Here is a 19153-nt window from a genome sequence, read left to right as displayed (position 1 = left end):
TGAACTATGCCTATATGCGTTACAAGGGGATAATACAGGAGGAACAGTTTGACGAGTGAAGTTGGATCAACGGTCGACAGCGACGAAATGCAAGATGATACTAAGCCTGTAAAAACTCGCAAGGCTAGCGCTGCGCGTAAAACCAGTACTCGAACTTCGTCAGCTGATAGCAAGACACGCAGTTCTCGCTCAAAGAAAACTGAAGACAACAAGATTGATACTGAATCAGTATCGTCTGATGCTAAACATGACGAAACTGAGGATAGCGTAGATATTGAATCTCAAGATCAATTATCTATTGACGATCCTTTAGATGACGATCCACATCTTGATGTTGATGATGAACATTTGAATCTTGATGATTTAGACGATATCCAGCCAGAAGATATATCTGATGTTGACGATTTAAGCGATATTGACGTTGCAGATGATCTTGATGATGAAGAGTCTGAAGATCTTGATGAAATTGATGATCACGACGAAATTAAGCATGATGCTCCGCAAGTGCCACAAGCAAAAGGCGCATTTGTTGTACGAGACGATGACGATGATGATAATCTAACTCCGTCTGGTAATCCTAAGCGTCGTGTAATTGCTACAGGCGCTACTGCAGATCCTGTTAAGGATTATTTAAAGCAGATAGGTCGCGTGAGCTTGCTTAACGCTGAGCAAGAAGTTGATTTGTCAGAGCGTATTGAAGCTGGATTGTATGCTCAGCATTTGCTTGATACTCAAATTGATCAAATGGAGTTTAAGCGTAAGCGTGAGCTTAAGTGGGCTGCAGCAGATGGTAAGAAAGCTAAAGATCATCTTCTTGAAGCAAACTTGCGTCTTGTTGTTTCTCTTGCTAAGCGTTATACGGGTAGAGGCATGCTTTTCCTTGATTTGATTCAGGAAGGTAACCTTGGTTTGATTCGTGCAGTTGAAAAGTTTGACTGGAAGAAGGGCTTTAAGTTCTCAACTTACGCAACTTGGTGGATTCGCCAGGCTATTACTCGTGCTATGGCAGATCAGGCTCGTACTATTCGAGTTCCAGTGCATATGGTTGAAGTTATTAATAAGCTTTCTAGGGTTCAGCGTCAAATGCTTCAAGATTTAGGTCGTGAACCTACACCAGATGAGCTTGCTCGCGAACTAGATATGCCAGTAGAAAAGGTTCAGGAAGTACAAAAGTACGGTCGTGAACCGATTTCTTTGCACACTCCTTTGGGTGAGGATGGCGATTCTGAGTTTGGCGATTTGATTGAAGATACTGACGCAATCGCACCGTCTGATGCTGTTGCATTCTCGCTTCTTCAAGAACAGTTTAGGCAAGTTTTGGAAACTTTGGCCCCTAGAGAGGCTGGAGTTATTAAGATGCGCTATGGCTTGGAAGATGGTCAACCAAAGACTTTAGACGATATTGGTCGCGTTTATGGTGTTACTCGTGAACGTATTCGTCAAATTGAGTCTAAAACAATGTCTAAGCTGCGTCATCCTTCTAGATCGCAAACTTTGCGTGACTTCTTAGATCAGTGATTGTGTGAAGTTATATTACAAAGTGTCGTATTGTTGCTTTTGCGATAGTACGACACTTATTGCTTAAAATAATCGGTTGTACGTTTAATAAGTGCAAGGGGTAGAAGTGGTCTCTCATAAAGAGCAATATGATGCTGATAGCTTGACTGTGCTTGAAGGCTTAGACGCAGTTCGTAAGCGTCCAGGCATGTATATTGGCACTACAGACAGTCAAGGTTTAATGCATTGCCTTTGGGAGATTATTGACAACGCAGTTGACGAAGCTTTAGCTGGAGCTTGCGATCATATTATTGTTACTCTTCACGACGATGGATCTATTGAAGTTGCAGATAACGGTCGTGGTATTCCAGTAGACGTTGAGCCTAAAACAAAACTTACAGGCGTTGAAGTTGTTTTAACTAAGCTTCATGCTGGAGCAAAGTTTGGCAACGCTTCTTATAATGCTGCAGGCGGTTTACATGGCGTTGGCTCTTCTGTTGTAAACGCTTTGAGTTTGCGTTTGGATGTCGAAGTTGATAGAGACGGTAAAACGCATCATATGGCGTTCCATCAGGGACATCCTGGAGTTTATAGTGATGCAGATCCAGAGCATCCATCTCCTGCTTCTCCGTTTAAGCGCACGCGAAAAAATAAGCCTACTGAGCTTGAAATTATTGGCACTGTTTCGCCAAAAACTACCGGCACTCGTGTACGCTACTGGGCGGATCCAGAAATTTTTAACTCAACTGCGCATTTCAGCTATGAGCAGCTTATTGCTCGCGTGCGTCAAACAAGTTTCCTGGTTCCAGGCTTAAAAATTACTGTTATTGACGAGCATGTGCCTGAAGGTGAATCTGCAAATATTGAAGAAATTGATTCTCCAGAAGACAATGTTATAGAAGATAATGCTGCAGAAGATAATCTTCTTGAAAACCAGTCTGATAATAGCGATGACTCTGTGCCTGAATTTGAAGAATTAGAATCTGAAACAACATTAGAAGATGAAGATGATTCTGAAGATGAGACTGAAAATATCGCGAATGAAGATGCTGAATCTGAAGAATCAGTTGCACAATCTGTTGCAAATGCTGAGTCTGCTAACTCAATGCAAAATAAGCATCATCCTCGAGTAGTTGAATTTTTGCATAATGGTGGCGTCAAAGATTTCGTTGATTTTCTTTCAAAAGGTGAAGCAGTATCGGATATTTGGCGTATTTCTGGCGAAGATACATATGTAGAAGAAACGCAAGCTGTTGATTCTGCAGGAGATTTACATGCTCAACAAGTAACGCGTAAGTGCGGCGTTGACATTGCAATGCGTTGGGTAAACGGCTACGATTCAACGATTATTAGTTTCGTAAACGTTGTTGAAACTCCTGGCGGAGGTATGCACGTTGACGGATTCTTGCAAGGATTGACCAAGCAAATTCGTAAAGCTGTTGAAGACAACGCACGCAAATTAAAAGTAAATCTTAAAGATTCGAATACGAAAATTGAGCGAGACGACATTACAGCAGGATTGGTAGCAGTCGTAACTGTTCGCATTGCTGAGCCTCAATTCCAAGGTCAAACTAAGGATGTTCTTGGAACCGCACAAGTTAAGCCAATTGTTACTAAAATGACTGATGCTCAATTTGGTGAGATGATTACTGGATCTAAGCGAGGATTCAAAGAGCAGTCTGCTAGGGTTTTGGAAAAAATCGTTTCCGAAATGCATGCTCGTGTTCAGGCGCGTAAAACTAAGGAAGTTACGCGCAGAAAGAATGCGCTTGAGTCTGCTTCAATGCCACCAAAACTTTCTGATTGCCAGCCTGGAAACGACGATGTTGCAGAACTTTTCATCGTCGAGGGTGATTCTGCACTTGGCACTGCAAAAGCTGCTAGGAACTCTGCTTTCCAAGCGCTTCTTCCAATTCGCGGTAAGATTTTGAACGTGCAAAAGGCAAGTCTTGCACAAATGCTTTCAAACAAAGAGTGTGCTGCAATTATTCAGGTTGTTGGAGCGGGATCGGGCGCAAGTTTTGATATTTCGCAAGCGCGTTATAACAAGATTGTTATGATGACTGATGCTGATGTTGACGGCGCGCACATTCGTATTTTGCTGCTGACGCTGTTCTATCGTTATATGCGTCCGCTTATTGAGCACGGTCATGTTTATGCTGCAGTGCCGCCTCTTCACAGAATTGCGCTCGCTGGAAAGCGAAAGGGTGAGTATATTTATACTTATTCAGACGACGAATTGGCTGGAAAGCTTGATGATTTGCAAGCTAAGGGCATTGATTTTAACAGCGATATTCAGCGCTATAAGGGCTTGGGCGAGATGGATGCGGATCAGCTTGCAGACACTACTATGGACCCTAGAACCCGTATGCTTCGAAGGATTCGTATGGAAGATGCTCAGCAAGCGAGCGAAGTATTCGATTTGCTGATGGGTGATGATGTTCCTCCGCGCAAGCAGTTTATTGTTGATAACGCTGATGACTTTGATCGTTCCAAAATCGATACCTGATGTCGGCATGTTGTTTGCGTTGCTTTATGTCGCCTTGTATATTTATATTCCTTTATATTGCTTTATGAAGGCGTGTTTGCGTTAGAAATATGAAGTACTAATGTTTGGGAATTTTTATGATTAACCTTCTTCTTGCTGTTATTTATCTTGCTTTCATCAGTTTGGGTTTGCCGGATGCTCTTCTTGGAGCTGCATGGCCTACTATGAGTCACGATATTGGTGCGCAAATTTCTTGGGCTGGCGGAATATCAATGGTTATTTCTGCAGGAACAATTATCTCTGCATTACTTTCGAACAAACTTACGTGCAAATTTGGCCCTGGGAAAGTTACGCTTATTTCAGTTGCTCTAACAGCTTTAGCGTTACTAGGTTTTTCTTTTGCTCCGAATTATCTTGTGCTTATTTTTCTAGCTATACCCTACGGTTTAGGTGCTGGAGGAGTGGATGCGGCTCTTAATAACTACGTTGCAGTGCACTATGAGAGTTGGCATATGAGCTGGCTTCACTGCATGTGGGGAATTGGTGCTTCTGCAGGTCCTTATGTTATGGGTTTTGCGCTTTCGCATGGTCAAAGATGGACTGCTGGATACCAGTATATTGCCGTTATGCAGATTGCTTTAACACTTGTGCTGCTCATGAGTTTGCCGTTGTGGAAAAACAATAAAAAGAATGAATTGAATAAGATCGTTGAGTCAAAAACAAAATCTTTTGAAAAGGTATCTTATGCGGGAATTTTGCGCATTCCAGGAGCTAAAAATATACTTATTATGTTCTTTTGCTATTGTGCGTTGGAACAAACTGCAGGCTTGTGGGCTAGTAGTTACATGGTTTTGCATGGAGGAGTTAGCCGCATTGTTGCAGCTGGTTGGGCAAGCCTGTTCTATGTTGGTATTACGGTTGGTCGTTTTGTAAGCGGATTTCTTACTATGCGTTTTAACGATGCAACCATGATTCGTATTGGGCAGTGCGTAATGCTTATGGGCATTCTGGTGTTGCTGCTGCCTTTGCCGAATCATATTGAGCTTGTTACAGGATTCATTATTATTGGACTTGGTTGCGCTCCTGTTTATCCATGCATCATTCATTCAACTCCGCATTATTTTGGTGCTGATAAGTCTCAAGCAATTGTTGGCATGCAAATGGCAAGCGCATACATCGGCTCTATGGTAATACCTGCGATTTTTGGAATAGTTGCACAGAATGTTTCCATGATGCTGCTTCCAGCTTATTTGCTTATTCTTCTCGCTGTAATGACTTTTATGCATGTGCGTCTGATGCGCGTTTATGCATAATAATCTCTTATAATAAAATTAAGCCCTTAAAAAGTTGAAATACTACAACTAGAAGGGCTTAATTTTATTGATAAGCAAATGATTAAGCGTTTTTTAAGTGCTAATATTATTTGCTTTACAACGTCAAATTTTAACTACAAGGTTTTTATAATATCGAACCTTAACCAATTTAAAGGTTCTTCAATCTTGTAATAAACATTGTCGTCGTCTGGAGCTGGCGCGAAAGGCACTGGCTTGTTCTTTTTCGTTGGCACAAACGGGCTAGTTGGATAATCGGGTCCAGTAACTCCATCAGGAATAGCTACTTGTGTTTTATCGTACAGCTTTGGATCTCTTCGCATAATGAATGGTCGGCTAAAATCAGGCTTATTTTTCCCTTTGCCTTTAAAGTATCCGCTCTTTTCAAGTTCATCAAATTTTGTATTTACAGGAACAAGCACAAAGAAATCATGCATTTTGTAGGTTAATCCTGTATTAGCATCTTTGTTAGAACCTTTATACATTCCTTGATCATCAAATTTTTCAGGGCTGTTTTCTGCGTTTATATCTTTACCATGTTCACAAACTCTTACACCTGGTGATGGGGAAAATATATTGTTTCCGCAAGATGGCAAATCTAATCCTTTGTAGAATTCTACTGCGCCAGTATCGCCGGAAAGTAAATGATTTTTCATCATATCATTCATAGGTAATTTTTTATCGTATAGAATAGATCCAGATATATCTTGCGAATAGTTATTCATGCTAAGATAATTTTCATCACTTATCATAATAGGCTTAGCTCCATCATTCATGAGATCGCCAACGCGTGTCCCTAACACAACTGTAGATTCACCTTCAACAAACGATGGCATTTCATTGAAGTATAAGCATTCGCCGCCTTTATTACACCAAACTCCTGCAATTGGAGAAAGGCCTTTTGTTACGCGGACATCAGCATTATTTATTCCGTCCAGATGCTCTTTTTTAGTTAGTACTTCTTTTGTTTCACTTGCATCAACACCGTAGTATAGAGTAACTTTTTTTACTTCTTTCAAATTTTCTTCACCCAATGCAGGGTAGGAGCCCACAATTTTATCAATATGATTACGAGAAGAAAATCGTGGTTTTAATTCGTATTTCGTTATTCCAACTTTTTCCAGTATTTGTTTTGCGCTGTCTATATCTTTTCCTAACAAGTCTGCAGGTACTACTTTTTTGTTGCATTTACTAGCAATAGCAATATGCATATTGTCACCTTCGTAAGCTGCATTAAAAGCTTCTCCGGGCATAGGATAAGTTGAAATAATGGTTCCAGGCTTTACTGTTGCAGGAACTTTATGAACTTCTACTTTTAAGCTCATTGCTTTTACTTCGTCAGTAATTTCGTCTACAGTTTTCCCAATAACGTTTTTTGGCATACCTGGACCAAGAGATTCCACAACTGTTATTTTTGTGGAATGATTAACTTTACTACCTGGTTTAATGCCTTTTAATGAAATGAAGGAACCTTTTTTGCGTTTATTAAGTTCCCTAACAATTTGTACTTTAAAACCTTTTGAGCGTAAATTCGTTGCAGCAGCTTGAGCATTTGTATCTTTAATTACTGGCACTGTAGCCATACCTGAATTTGTCTGTACTCTCGTCATGTAATAAATTGTTCCAATGGCTGCAACTATAGCTAGAACGATTATTGCGCAAATAATTGATATGAATGCACCTTTTTTCTTATGATTTTTATTACCTTTATTAGGTTCTTTTTGCAACTCTTGTGCATGTGTTTGTTGCTCTACTTGATTTATTTCTTGTTCTTTAGTTTTATCTTCGTAATTTTCGTTAGGCGTACCGCATTGTTCGCAAAACTTTGCATCGTCTACCATGCTACTGCCGCAATGAGTGCAAAATGACATATTTTCCCTTTCTCTTTAAAAAATTTACCTAATTTTTAATAGCTTTAGTTTTATATTATCTATTTTCTTATTGGTGACTAATCACTAATAATTTTCTAAAAATTGTTCGTAATGCTATCCAATATGTGCAATTGGGGAAACAAGCTCAGTTCCAGAAGCATCCCTACGCATATCTGGTTTAGGTAGCTCAACATTGCTTCCGCCTTCTGTAACGGCTTGCAATGGATAGTATCCAACGTACGCGTGTATCAACGTATCTTGACCTTTAAGGAATCTTTGCGAGCGCACGCCACCAGTTGCGCGACCTTTTGTTGGGTACATGTCAAATGGAGTAATCTTTGCAGAACCGTTTTCGGTTCCAGGAAGAGCTTCACTGTCTCCAGCAACGGTGAACACTACTGTTCCAGAAGCGGAGAATAAACCATTTTCGCCTTCTTCGTAATGCCACTCTATTGATTTTTCTGGCACTACTGCGAAGGTTGCAACTTTAGCGCCTTCTGCTAAACGAATACCTGCCATTCCGCCTGCTGTACGTCCTTGTGGCCTAACTTGTTTAGCGTCAAAAGTAAGTAATGAAGAATCACTACTAATGAACACAAGTCTGTCGTTGTCTTCCGCTGGGGCTGCAGCAATAACGGTGTCGTCGTCTTTTAAGTCAATTATGCTCCATGAATCCATGGTAGTTGGAGCTTCAAAATTCCATCTTTTAACTACACCGTTTCGTGTGCCGATTGCAAGTGGAGTAGCGTTTTGTGAGGCATCAAATGCTATTGCTGAAACTACATGTTCTCCTCTTACTGGATCCGTGCTTTGTGTGGAAGTTAGCAATTCTTGTGCTTTTACTCCATGGCTGAGCAGCGCAGGTTTTCCTTCTTCATAGTTAAGTTGTGGCAAATCTGCAACATGAGCTAGAACTAGTCGACCAGATGAAGTAACAAGAGCACAAGTTGAACGCGTTGTTGTCGCAAACATTGTTTTACAAGGAGTGTTAAATACGTTGTTATTGTGCGAATTCCAATGTTCTAACACTGCAATGCTTGTTCTGGCAATTAACCCTGAAGTACTTAATGCTACTGCACAAGGCTCGTCACTTAATTGCATTGCAACAGAAGATGCGTCAGCTTCTCCAGTTTTACGAGCTGCATTAGCTGCTGCAGCCAAATCTGCTTGAGTTGAAGTAATTTTATTTGCTGATTGCACAGCTTTAATCGCAATATCCTCACTGTTTTTATTTATGCTGGAGGCTACTGGAGTAAAACTACCATCTTCATTTTCGTCAAGCAAAATTGTTCTGCGTGGAGTATCCCATTGTTTAACTGCAGTATCCATATCTGCTATTACGACGTTGTCGAGTTTCGCTTCAGAACTTAATATTTGATTTAGCTCTTCAATTTTTTTGAGCAAATCGTCGCGTTCAGCTTCGAGCTCTATTCGGCTCATTTTAGTAAGTCTGCGAAGACGTAAGTCAAGAATATACTGTGCTTGAATTTCATCAAGATCGAATACTTTAATTAACTTAGTTTTTGCACTATCTGCATCTTCAGATGAACGAATAACCTGAATTACTTCATCAATATCAAGAAGTGCAAGAAGCAAGCCATCAACCAAGTGTAAGCGTTCTTGAGCTTTTTTGCGCCTAAATTCGCTGCGTCTGCGTACTACTGTTCTGCGGTGAGAAATCCAAACGTCTAATAGCTCTCTCAAGCCCATTGTGTGAGGTCTGCCGTCAACAAGTGCAACATTGTTAATAGTAAAGCTCTCTTGCAAAGGAGTGTGCTTAAAAAGTTGAGCAAGCACAGCGTTAGGATCAAAGCCTGTCTTAATCTCAATAACAATACGAGTTCCGTTATGTCGATCTGTTAAATCAATAGCACCTGAAATACCGTCTAATTTTCTTGATTTAACTCCTTGAGAAATTCTTTCCAAAACGCGTTCTGGTCCAACCATAAACGGAAGTTCTGTAACAATAATAGCTTTTTTGCGAGCAGTAATATTTTCTATATGTGTTGTAGATCTTGTAGTGAATGCTCCGCGACCTGTTGCGTAAGCTTCGCGAATGCCACTTCGACCGATGATAATTCCTCCGCTAGGCCAGTCAGGTCCTGGAACTAGTTTCATAAGATCATCTAGGGTTGCGTCAGGATGTTTCATAACATATTTTGCTGCAGCAACTACTTCGCCTAGATTATGCGTTGCCATATTAGTTGCCATGCCTACAGCAATTCCAGAAGCGCCATTTACTAAAAGATTTGGAATAGCTGCAGGAAGCACAGTAGGTTCTTTTAGTTTATTGTCGTAATTTGGTACGAAATCAACTGTGTCTTCGTTGATATCCGCGTTCATACCTAGTGATGCAGGAGCTAAACGCGCTTCGGTGTATCGAGAAGCTGCTGGACCGTCGTCAAGAGAACCAAAATTACCGTGTCCGTCAACAAGTGGCAAGCGTAGGGAAAATGGTTGAGCTAAGCGAACCATTGCCTCATAGATTGCAGAATCACCGTGAGGATGAAGTTTACCCATTACTTCACCAACAACGCGCGCTGATTTCATATAAGCATGATCAGGACTCAAATTCATATTGCCCATTTGATACACAATGCGTCGCTGCACTGGTTTCATTCCGTCTCGTGCGTCCGGTAAAGCTCGAGCATAAATAACTGAATAAGCATATTCCAAGAAGGATTTGCTCATTTCTTCGTTCAATGGTGTTTCAACAATATGCTCTTTAACTTTTCTTGGATCGAAAGCTTGCTGTGTTGAGTGATGGCGTGAGGGCATATTTAGAACTCCTTGAATGACATTACGGCTATCAATCTTACCAATTTATATGCACAAACAGCATGTTTTTGCTGAATTTTTCAGCAATTTGATTAGTTATTTATATAAATATTTATTATTCGCGTTTTGTCCAATGCAATATAAGTGGTTCAATAGTAAGTATGAGTGCTGAAATACCGTCTGAAAATGATCTTTTACAATTCGTTGGTAATGTTAAGTACGGTGATTTTTCTAATTTCGTAGTTAATGAAGATTTTTCTTATGATTTTAATGAAAAAAATCTTGGTGGAGCGTTACATATATCTTCGGTTCTTCCAGCTTTAAGTGATGCAATAGATGCTCCTGTCAAAACAGCTATTCATAACGATCCACACGCTTTACGAGAAAGCCTTGGTTTCCCTAAATCTAATTCTGCAATTGTAGTGCTAATAGATGGTTTAGGATACTGGAATATTCTTATGCGCAAAGGTCACGCTCCTTATTTACGATCCTTACTTAACGAATCAATAAATCAAAGACCAATTAGCACGTGCGTCCCAAGCACAACTGTTGCTGCAATGGCTACTTTTGGAACAGGCACATGTCCGGGTCTTACTTGTATGACCGGTTACACGCAAAAGAATTCTCAAACTGGTAAACTTGCGCAGCTTATTCAATTTAATGATGCGCCTGATCCGCTAGTTTTGCAGCAAGAGCCAACTATATTTGAAAGTTTAGTTTCTAATGGAGTCCGTGCAGATAGCGTGGGATTACCAAAGTTTGAAAATACTCCTCTTACCAAAGCTGCTTTTCGTGGAGCAAATTATATTACTGCTGGAACTCCTAGAGCTCGCATTCTTAAGGCTGCTAATAGCAGTAAAACTCCAGGTTTAACTTATATGTATTTACGTGACGCTGATAAAACCGGTCATAATTATGGTTGGGATTCTCAGCAGTGGGTTTCTGTTTTTGAGCAAATTGACGAGCAGTTGCGTCTTTTGCGAGCAAATTGTGCTCCTGGAACATTAATTGTTATTACTGCAGATCATGGGATGATTAAATCTGATCCCAATAAGCGAGTTGATATTGCTAAGCATGATGAGTTGATAAAAGGCGTATCGATGGTTGGCGGTGAACCTCGTTCTGTAATGTTGTATGCTAACAGTGACGCAAATCCTGAAGATATTATTTACCGTTGGCGTGAATATTTTGGAACTAATGCAATTGTACGTAGTAAAAAACAAGCCATTGACGATGGTCTTTTTGGTTTAGTAAACAACAGGGCAGAGGCTGTTATTGGCGATGTTATTGTGCAAGCTTGTGGAGCTTACACAATTGTTGATTCTCGCATTCAATCTGATAAAGCTATGAGTTTACCTAGCGTTCATGGATCAATGACTCACATGGAAATGGATATTCCGTGCCTCATAGATTTAGTGTAATTAGTGAGTTTTTGCTTCTAGTATTGAAAATGTTTTTATAAATCACAACTTAGCAAATAAAATGTGTGACACTCAAATTTTACTAAGAGTGTCACACATTTTGTCAATAAGCGAAAAATTTATTTTTAAACTTCTTATTTAGCTTTCACCAAATAATATTTCATCCCAGCTTGGTACTGCTGCTCTTCCAGCTTTACGTTTATTGTGCTCAGGAGATGATTTTTCTTGACCATTAGCATTAATTTCTTGATTATTTTTAGCAGAATTTTGATTACTTTCAGCAGCATTTTTTTGCAAATTCGTACTAACAATATCTGCTTTTTCAGCATTTTGAACTTTTGCAGCCAATGATTTTTGTGCTTCATTAGACTCATTGACGATTTTGCTATTCGTTTCGTTTCTATTAATAAATTCAGCATCCGGTTGTATTAGCGAAGGCTGCTGAGAATTATCTTCTTTAATAAATTGCGTATTTGTTTTAGTAGAACGCTTAGAATAGCCTTTTTCTAATACTTGCTGTATGTCAGAATTATTGTCCTGATTTTCGAAGGAAGATTGGGCTTGTGCATCTGCAAGTTTGTCACTGTTTCTAAGTTCCCATTGAGAAACAGCTCGTTCGATTCTGGCAGAACGAATAGAATTTCCTGGAAGCTCTTCAGTGTTGAATGGGAAATTAATGCTTACAGTGTCTCTATAAGCTCCACCATATGGAGACTGTTTAGAAGTATCCGCTGCATTAACATCTTCACCAAGCAATAATCTAGACGAAGGGTTCGCGCATGTAACAGAGTTGTCATGCATGTTCCATGTCCACTCAGCTTTAATAGTGCGACTAGCAGTTTTGAAAGTAGCAGTAATTCGCCATGGCTCTAATCCTCTGCGCGTTGCTTTCCATTGCACTGTTTCCATGCCAATATGTGCTTTAGCTAACGTTCTTTCAATTAAATCTGCAATAGTGCGCATATTGCTTTGTTTAGGAGCAGGTACTAGAAGGAACTGCTCAATTGCATACTGCTTTTCGGTTTCAACGCCTGCAGAAAAACGCCTAACTTGTGCTTCACTAACGTTGTATCTTTGTGCTACATGTGAAGGTGCAACTCCTGCGCGAATCAATGCCTGAATTTGCGAAATAGGCAATGTTGCATTAGATTGCATAGAATTTGCGCCAGCGTTTGCTGAGTTCTGTTCATCGCTGTTTTTACTCGTAATTTTATGTGAACCAGCGATGGCGCGTTCCAGCGTGTCGTCCACTTGAATACGTAACGGCGTGTTTTCACAAATGAAAATCAAATTACCGTCTGCGTCAATATGGTCAAAACTCGCCTCTTTTGGCGGATTTTCAAGCATTATGCACCACTTTCTTCGCTTTTAACAATACTATTTATATACTTTAGTCCATACACTGCATTCTTTACCATTTTATTTAAAATAAAAAATGTGTAATATACGGGGTAGCATTCGTGTATGCTATGCGCGTAAGTAGCTTTAAAAACGAAAGGACCATAATGGCACAGGATTATGATTCTCCTCGTAGCAAAGATGAGGACGAAGAGTCGTTGGAAGCTTTGAGTAAAGGTTCTCAAAATTCAAACAGCGATATTGACGATGATGAAAATGCTATTGCTGAAGACTACGAGTTGCCAGGTGCTGATTTAAGTAACGAAGATGCATCCGTAACTGTTATCCCTATGCAAGGCGATGAATTTATTTGTTCTGAATGCTTCTTAGTTAAGCATCGCAGCCAGTTAGCTGAAACTAATGCTGATGGTCAGCCTATTTGCAAGGAGTGCGCAGCTTAAATGGCATATGACGAGACCTATACTGGCCCCGAACAGGTTGAGGTATTAATTAAGTATCTCGATGATGAAACATCTACATTACAGCCGCTTTGCTACGCGCATGCAGGTGATGCAGGTGCCGATTTAAGAACTACCCAAGATTTTACCTTGCGTCCTTTCCAGAGAGCGCTTGTTCCTACTGGAGTTGCTATAGCTTTACCTGCAGGTTATGTTGCTTTAGTGCATCCTCGTTCTGGTTTAGCAGCAAAACAGGGTGTGACTGTGCTAAATGCACCTGGAACAGTTGATGCCGGGTATCGTGGTGAAATTAAGGTTCCTCTTATTAATTTAGATCCTGAGAACACAGTGCAATTCCATAAAGGTGATCGTATCGCTCAAATGGTTATACAACGTTATGTAGAAGCACAATTTATTCCCGCATCTAAATTACCTGAATCTGATCGCTCTGATAAAGGTTTTGGCTCCACTGGCGTACAATAATCTTTTTATAAATATCCGACCGGTTTTTAAAACTGAGTCGGATTTATTGTATGTATTTTTTGTTTTTGTAGTGTATTGAGCGAATTGCAGGTAGGATAGTAAAAGTACCAGGAGGTGCCAAATGGGTGAACTTCAAGAGGATGTAAAAGGATCCAATAGGCTCGGATGTGAAATCAGCGAAGATTCTCGAAATCCATTATTGCCAATATTGAGCATGTGCCAATGGCATCATCCTAATGAGGATATGAGCATTCTTCATAGAGCTTATGATCGTGCTGTAAAGCAGCATACAGGTCAAAGACGCAAATCTGGTGAGCCATACATTATTCATCCTCTTGCTGTAGCTCAAATTCTTGCAGATCTTGGAATGGGACCAATTGTTGTTGCTTCAGGATTATTACACGACACTGTAGAAGATACAGATTACACGCTAGAAGAATGTCGAGCTGAATTTGGCGATACTGTAGCAGGTCTTGTAGATGGTGTTACAAAAATATCCAACATGGAATATGGCGAAAGTGCTCAAGCAGAAACTATTCGTAAGATGGTTGTTGCAATGAGCCGCGATGTGCGAGTGCTTGTAGTAAAGCTTGCGGATCGTTTGCACAATGCTCGCACTTGGAGGTATGTTAAGCCATCAAGTTCACATAAAAAAGCAAGAGAAACTCTTGACGTATATGCGCCTCTTGCTAACCGTTTAGGTATGAATGCAATTAAAACTGAACTTGAAGAGCTGAGTTTTAAAGTACTGTATCCAAAAATTTATAATGAAATTGTTGTTTTAGTTGCTCGTAGAGCAGGTCAGCGCGAAGTTTATTTACGACAAATTCTTGAAGAAATTAATGCAGATCTTGCAGAACAACACGTTAAAGCATCAGTAAAAGGTCGACCAAAAGATTATTTCTCTATTTACCAAAAGATGATCGTTCGAGGTCATGATTTTGCTAATATTTACGATTTAGTTGGCGTGAGAATAATAGTCGATTCTATTCGTGACTGTTATGCAGCATTAGGTGCAGTGCATGCTCGATGGAGCCCTGTTCCAGGACGTTTTAAGGATTACATTGCAACTCCAAAGTTGAATATGTATCAAAGCTTGCATACTACAGTTGTAGGCCCTGGTGGAAAGCCAGTAGAGATTCAAATACGCACATGGGATATGCATAGGCGTGCTGAATTTGGTATCGCAGCGCATTGGAAGTACAAAGCTAATGGTCAGGCTGGTCGCGCTTTAAGTAAGCCTGATAATGATGATTTAAAACGCGAAAATAATATTGATGACAAAAAAGAGCTTAGCGAAGCAGATAATCTTAAGTGGATTCAACAGCTTGCTGATTGGACTAGTGAGACTCCAGATTCAGATGAATTCTTAGGTTCATTAAAGCAAGATCTTGGTGCTTCTGAAGTTTATGTTTTTACTCCAAAGGGGAGTATTGTTGCGCTTCCGCAGGATGCAACTCCTGTTGATTTTGCATATTCTGTGCATACTGAAGTTGGTCATCGCATGATGGGTGCTCGTGTAAATGGACGTTTAGTTCCTCTTGATACGAAGCTTTCAAACGGTGACACTGTAGAGGTACTTACTTCAAAGTCGGATACAGCTGGACCATCACGCGATTGGCTGAGTTTTGTAAAATCTCCTCGTGCTCGAAATAAAATACGTCAATGGTTTAGCAAGGAACGCCGCTCTGAGGCGATTGAAGAGGGCAAGGATGAGCTAACTCGCGCTATGCGTAAACGTAACTTGCCTTTAACTACTTTGATGACGCAGCAGGCATTAATTGGCGTTGCTGATGAATTGAATTTGCCTACTAATGTTGAGTCTTTATATGCGGCTATTGGCGAAGGCCAAGTTTCTACACAGAATGTTATTTCGCGTTTAGTAAAAGATGCGGGCGCTGATGAAGTTGCAGAAGAAGTAGAACAAGAAGCATTGCCTTTACGTCATGTTGAGCGCAGCCATAAGTCTAACGGCGCTTTGGGAGTATCAGTTAAGGGTGTTGGAGACGTTTGGGTAAAGCTTGCAAAATGTTGCATGCCAGTTCCAGGAGATATGATTATTGGTTTTATAACACGAAACCAAGGTGTGTCTGTGCATAGGACTGACTGCCAGAACATGCTCGATTTGCAAAAAACTCAATCAGAGCGCGTTATTCCTGTTCAATGGACTAGCGATAAAGGCTTGTTCTTGGTTAAGGTCCAAGTTGAAGCATTGGATCGACAACATCTTCTTTCGGATGTTACTCGCGTTCTTTCAGATCATGGAGTAAATATTCTTTCCGGAACTATTGCTACAGGCGATGACCGTGTTGCAACAAGTCAATTTACCTTTGAAATGGCAGATCCTCAGCACTTAGCAACTCTACTTGCTGCTATCCGTAAAATTGAAGGCGTTTTTGACGTTTACCGCATTACGGGAGCAAAAGATAGCGCAGAGCCGCGTTTGCGAAAAATGGAACGAGGAGATTTATAAAAGATGGGCACCCCAGCTTTGGAGTGCCCATCTTCGTTTTTGCGCAAATAGTATTTGTCTAATGTAATAAATACGAAAAACGCTTAATTTCAGGCAGTGACAGCCTTCTTCAACAAGGAGCCAGCAGAAATACGTACACCGTAAGAAGCTGGAATCTTGATTGTTTCACCGGTACGCGGGTTGCGGCCAGTGCGCTCAGCACGCTTTACGCGTTCTGCGGAGAACAGACCAGTAAGCTTCAAACCTTCACCGGACTGTAAAGCCTCAACGAACACATCCTGGAATGCGTTGACGGCGGCTTCGGCCTGCGCCTTGGTCAGGTTGGACTTCTGTGCGATCTTAGAAACGAGATCAGACTTGTTGTATGCCATGCAGCATCCTTTGTGTCAGGGGACCTTCTCTTCAAAGGTCACGTTCATACTAGATACTAGTACATTTTCCCTACAAATGTAGCCATTTTTGCATTTTTTCTTAATATTTTTATTTATTTTTTATTATTTTTTATTTAAAACATACTCGTATTAAATCAGATACGATATTTGCTAATAAAAATACACAAATGTTTGTAAATTTCACTTATATAAGCTCATTATTGCTAAGCCACTTCATTGCAAACGCGCCTAACGGAATTCTTAACCAGTAGAACATAAGTCTATACAGAAGGGTGGCAGACAAAGCAACTGTTGGAGGAACACCTACAGATGTAAAGGCGAAAGTAAGAGAAGCTTCAACAGCACCCAAGCCGCCTGGTGTAGGCACTGCCGATCCAGCAGCGTTAGCAAGTAAGAATAGTAAGATTGTTTCCCAAGGATTTGCGTAATATCCAAATGCAAGTAAAGAAATCCAATAACCCAATCCAATGCATGAAACAAGCACAATAGCACCGAAAGAGCCCGCAATAAGTTGCATAGGATGTGAAATAAGTTCCTTAATTTGACGACCGTAATCAGATAATATTGGCAAATAATGTTTGCGAATTGTTTTACGAGCGGACGGGATAACCATTAAAACACAAACTATAAGAGTGATTATTCCAATGAAAGTAATGAGCATATGAGTAGGAATCATTCCAGAAAGCACATTTTTACCAGTGAAAACGCCTATAGAAAGTAATACTAAAGTTGTCATTAATGCTTGAATAAGCCATACTGCACTAGTAATTGCTGTAGCTTGAGCCGGAGTGTACCCGTTTTTCTTTAATAATTGCATATTTACAAATGCAGGACCAACACCAGCAGGCATAGAAACTGCTGTGAAACCAGAAGCTGCTTGAGATGCAAACAAAACATGTGCAGAAGGTTTTTGATCATCCATGAATGAGCCGAGAGTAATTGCAGATCCAATCCAAGCAAACATGCTGCAAGCAAAGCACATAAATACCATTACATTATCTGCGTGACGCAAGGCAGCAAATATTTCCTGAGGATGCCACTGTGTAGCGATAACAGCAACAGCAACAATTGAAAGAACTAAGCTAACAAAGAAACGTATATTGAAACGAGCTAAACGCACAGTATCATAATCTTCTTCATCTGTGCTTAAAGCAACTGTTTCACTTAACTTATTGCAAAGATTTTGGAAAACTTTTTTATTCCAAGATGGCAAAGATCTCGTAGAAGCAGGAATAGCGGCTTTTTGCATAAAAGGCAATAGCGCAGATAACTTTTCTACACCCCATGTGTTAATAGCAGCTTTAAGAGCAGTGTCAATATCTGTGCAAGATGCAATAAGCGTTAAAAGCTGAACTTTATCAAGTGCAATATTTGTATCATCGCTGGCAACATCGCCGTTTTGCCAACCTGCAATAACTGGGGTTCCATCTTCAAGCCTAGCAATAGTTTCAGGAGTGATGCGTCTATGCGTAATACCGCGAGTATTAGCCGCATCGACATAACGCATTAATTTTGCTGCATCATCAATAGTTAAAGTGTTCAAATTACAAGGCAGCAGAGCGTTAGAAGCGTGAAAAACCATTATTGAAGATTTATCACTGTCGCTTACTCCATAAACATTCGCTGTTGGCAAATGCATATTTCGTAAAACAAGAAGCATAGAAAGATGGTGATGAACAGAATGCCTAGCAGAACGATCTCTACGAGTCGGTATATCTACTAAACGCACCCACTGCCATAATTGATTTAAATAACCTGGTAAATGAACTTGATTATCTAATACTGAAATTACATAACGTATGCCGTGAATGTCTGTTGCATCATACAATCTTGAATTTTCAATTAAATCGTCATCAAGACTTGAACGAAGTACTCCAGTATGATCAGCTTGCTGAGTTCTACGAGTTAATTGAGTAAGATTATCTATGCCAATATTTTTTAAAGCAAGAATAATATCGTCACCCCAAGCACCCTTACTGCGTGTGCCTTTTGCGAAACGAATAAGCGTACCAATTGCTCTTCCTAAGCAGCATGATACGAGAACAGCAGAGTAGGAGTCCCAAGATGAAAATAGAAGTATTGCTGTAACAATGAATAAAGCATTCCAGCCCCACATTACATGCTTATATTCGCGTCTAGGACCACTAACTGTAAGAAAAGCAACTAGAACAGCATACATGTCTGGAAGCAAATCAGCCCAAGTGTTATTGGACTGCATTTGTAAAGATTCAATCAAAGCTATATTGTGTGTAGAAAATATCGCAATAGATAACAGCCATACTGAACCATAACTTATAAACAGTGTAATAACAGAAATAGCGGTATCAATCCAACGCCTGTCAGAAACCATGTGTGCAATAACTTCTGCAACAACAATGAGAGTAAGACCTTGCTGTATCAGAACAAATGAAAGATTATTAAAAGATAATCCTATAATTTGAGTAGCACTTCGTGCATCAATCTTCATAGCATCAGCTGTTGCTGATAAACACATTGACGACAACAAAGTAAAAACGCCAATTACAACTGATGATATTGCATACAACAAATCAGCCCAACTACGTACTAAGCTAGGCTGAGTATCTTCAATAACAAGATTTGGATTTATGCTAGATTGCATGGC

At 40.2% G+C, this 19153-nt stretch carries 12 protein-coding genes; 7 read left to right on the top strand and 5 right to left on the bottom strand.

All coding sequences use genetic code 11. The features are described 5' to 3' along the window. Positions 1–48: 48 nt before the first annotated feature. The 3 genes from HXT38_RS02895 to HXT38_RS02885 all read left to right on the top strand — a co-directional run bounded on the left by HXT38_RS02895 (position 49) and on the right by HXT38_RS02885 (position 5298). Entirely contained in the window at positions 49–1518 is a 1470-nt protein-coding gene (locus HXT38_RS02895; protein ID WP_004106787.1) for an RNA polymerase sigma factor, read from the top strand. A gap of 106 nt (positions 1519–1624) precedes the next feature. Then, positions 1625–4006 carry a DNA gyrase/topoisomerase IV subunit B gene (locus HXT38_RS02890; protein WP_064340565.1) on the top strand — a complete coding sequence of 794 codons (2382 nt, stop codon included), beginning with the start codon at positions 1625–1627 and terminating at the stop codon, positions 4004–4006. 116 nt (positions 4007–4122) lie between these two features. After that, positions 4123–5298 carry an MFS transporter gene (locus HXT38_RS02885; protein ID WP_410297088.1) on the top strand — a complete coding sequence of 392 codons (1176 nt, stop codon included), beginning with the start codon at positions 4123–4125 and terminating at the stop codon, positions 5296–5298. Between the two features lie 134 nt (positions 5299–5432). Here the strand turns inward: HXT38_RS02885 and HXT38_RS02880 are convergent, their stop codons facing one another. Next, positions 5433–7187, bottom strand: a complete 1755-nt coding sequence (locus HXT38_RS02880) for a PASTA domain-containing protein (RefSeq protein ID WP_421791582.1) — start codon at positions 7185–7187, stop codon at positions 5433–5435. 114 nt (positions 7188–7301) lie between these two features. Further along, positions 7302–9965 carry a DNA gyrase/topoisomerase IV subunit A gene (locus HXT38_RS02875; RefSeq protein ID WP_101892144.1) on the bottom strand — a complete coding sequence of 888 codons (2664 nt, stop codon included), beginning with the start codon at positions 9963–9965 and terminating at the stop codon, positions 7302–7304. A 161-nt stretch (positions 9966–10126) separates the two neighbouring features. On the opposite strand from HXT38_RS02875, the gene HXT38_RS02870 reads away from it, so the two are divergent. After that, positions 10127–11386, top strand: coding sequence for an alkaline phosphatase family protein (locus HXT38_RS02870; protein WP_004106779.1), 1260 nt, complete (start codon positions 10127–10129; stop codon positions 11384–11386). Between the two features lie 138 nt (positions 11387–11524). On the opposite strand, the gene sepH is transcribed toward HXT38_RS02870, so the two are convergent. Continuing rightward, the gene (sepH, locus tag HXT38_RS02865; RefSeq protein ID WP_415696188.1) at positions 11525–12733 is read right to left on the bottom strand and encodes a septation protein SepH; all 1209 of its coding nucleotides are present in this window, start codon (positions 12731–12733) and stop codon (positions 11525–11527) included. 158 nt (positions 12734–12891) lie between these two features. Here sepH and HXT38_RS02860 point away from each other — a divergent pair, with 158 nt between their 5' ends. From HXT38_RS02860 to HXT38_RS02850, 3 genes are all read left to right on the top strand, one after another. Beyond that, positions 12892–13185 (top strand): DUF4193 domain-containing protein, encoded by a 294-nt coding sequence (locus HXT38_RS02860; RefSeq protein ID WP_421791579.1) that lies wholly within the window; start codon positions 12892–12894, stop codon positions 13183–13185. Continuing rightward, complete coding sequence (gene dut / locus HXT38_RS02855) at positions 13186–13665, top strand: dUTP diphosphatase (RefSeq protein WP_004106773.1); 480 nt, start codon at positions 13186–13188, stop codon at positions 13663–13665. Between the two features lie 121 nt (positions 13666–13786). Then, positions 13787–16138 carry a RelA/SpoT family protein gene (locus HXT38_RS02850; protein WP_004119477.1) on the top strand — a complete coding sequence of 784 codons (2352 nt, stop codon included), beginning with the start codon at positions 13787–13789 and terminating at the stop codon, positions 16136–16138. A gap of 89 nt (positions 16139–16227) precedes the next feature. Here HXT38_RS02850 and HXT38_RS02845 read toward each other — a convergent pair whose 3' ends face one another. Next, complete coding sequence (locus tag HXT38_RS02845; RefSeq protein WP_004119480.1) at positions 16228–16509, bottom strand: HU family DNA-binding protein; 282 nt, start codon at positions 16507–16509, stop codon at positions 16228–16230. Between the two features lie 205 nt (positions 16510–16714). Further along, a complete protein-coding gene (locus tag HXT38_RS02840) occupies positions 16715–19150 on the bottom strand; it encodes a lysylphosphatidylglycerol synthase transmembrane domain-containing protein (RefSeq protein WP_421791577.1) in 2436 nt (811 codons plus the stop codon). Between the last annotated feature and the right edge of the window lie 3 nt (positions 19151–19153).

The sequence above is a fragment of the Gardnerella sp. DNF01157 genome (assembly GCF_049244225.1).
Classification (GTDB): Bacteria; Actinomycetota; Actinomycetes; order Actinomycetales; family Bifidobacteriaceae; genus Bifidobacterium; species Bifidobacterium leopoldii.
This window is presented reverse-complemented; position numbering and strand designations above follow the sequence as displayed.

Excerpts from the sequence above, each read along its gene's own strand:
- HXT38_RS02840 (WP_421791577.1), bottom strand. The coding sequence starts at position 19,150 with ATGCAATCTAGCATAAATCCAAATCTTGTTATTGAAGATACTCAGCCT.
- HXT38_RS02870 (WP_004106779.1), top strand. The coding sequence starts at position 10,127 with ATGAGTGCTGAAATACCGTCTGAAAATGATCTTTTACAATTCGTTGGT.
- HXT38_RS02880 (WP_421791582.1), bottom strand. The coding sequence starts at position 7,187 with ATGTCATTTTGCACTCATTGCGGCAGTAGCATGGTAGACGATGCAAAG.
- HXT38_RS02885 (WP_410297088.1), top strand. The coding sequence starts at position 4,123 with ATGATTAACCTTCTTCTTGCTGTTATTTATCTTGCTTTCATCAGTTTG.
- sepH (WP_415696188.1), bottom strand. The coding sequence starts at position 12,733 with ATGCTTGAAAATCCGCCAAAAGAGGCGAGTTTTGACCATATTGACGCA.
- HXT38_RS02850 (WP_004119477.1), top strand. The coding sequence starts at position 13,787 with ATGGGTGAACTTCAAGAGGATGTAAAAGGATCCAATAGGCTCGGATGT.
- HXT38_RS02860 (WP_421791579.1), top strand. The coding sequence starts at position 12,892 with ATGGCACAGGATTATGATTCTCCTCGTAGCAAAGATGAGGACGAAGAG.
- dut (WP_004106773.1), top strand. The coding sequence starts at position 13,186 with ATGGCATATGACGAGACCTATACTGGCCCCGAACAGGTTGAGGTATTA.
- HXT38_RS02875 (WP_101892144.1), bottom strand. The coding sequence starts at position 9,965 with ATGCCCTCACGCCATCACTCAACACAGCAAGCTTTCGATCCAAGAAAA.
- HXT38_RS02845 (WP_004119480.1), bottom strand. The coding sequence starts at position 16,509 with ATGGCATACAACAAGTCTGATCTCGTTTCTAAGATCGCACAGAAGTCC.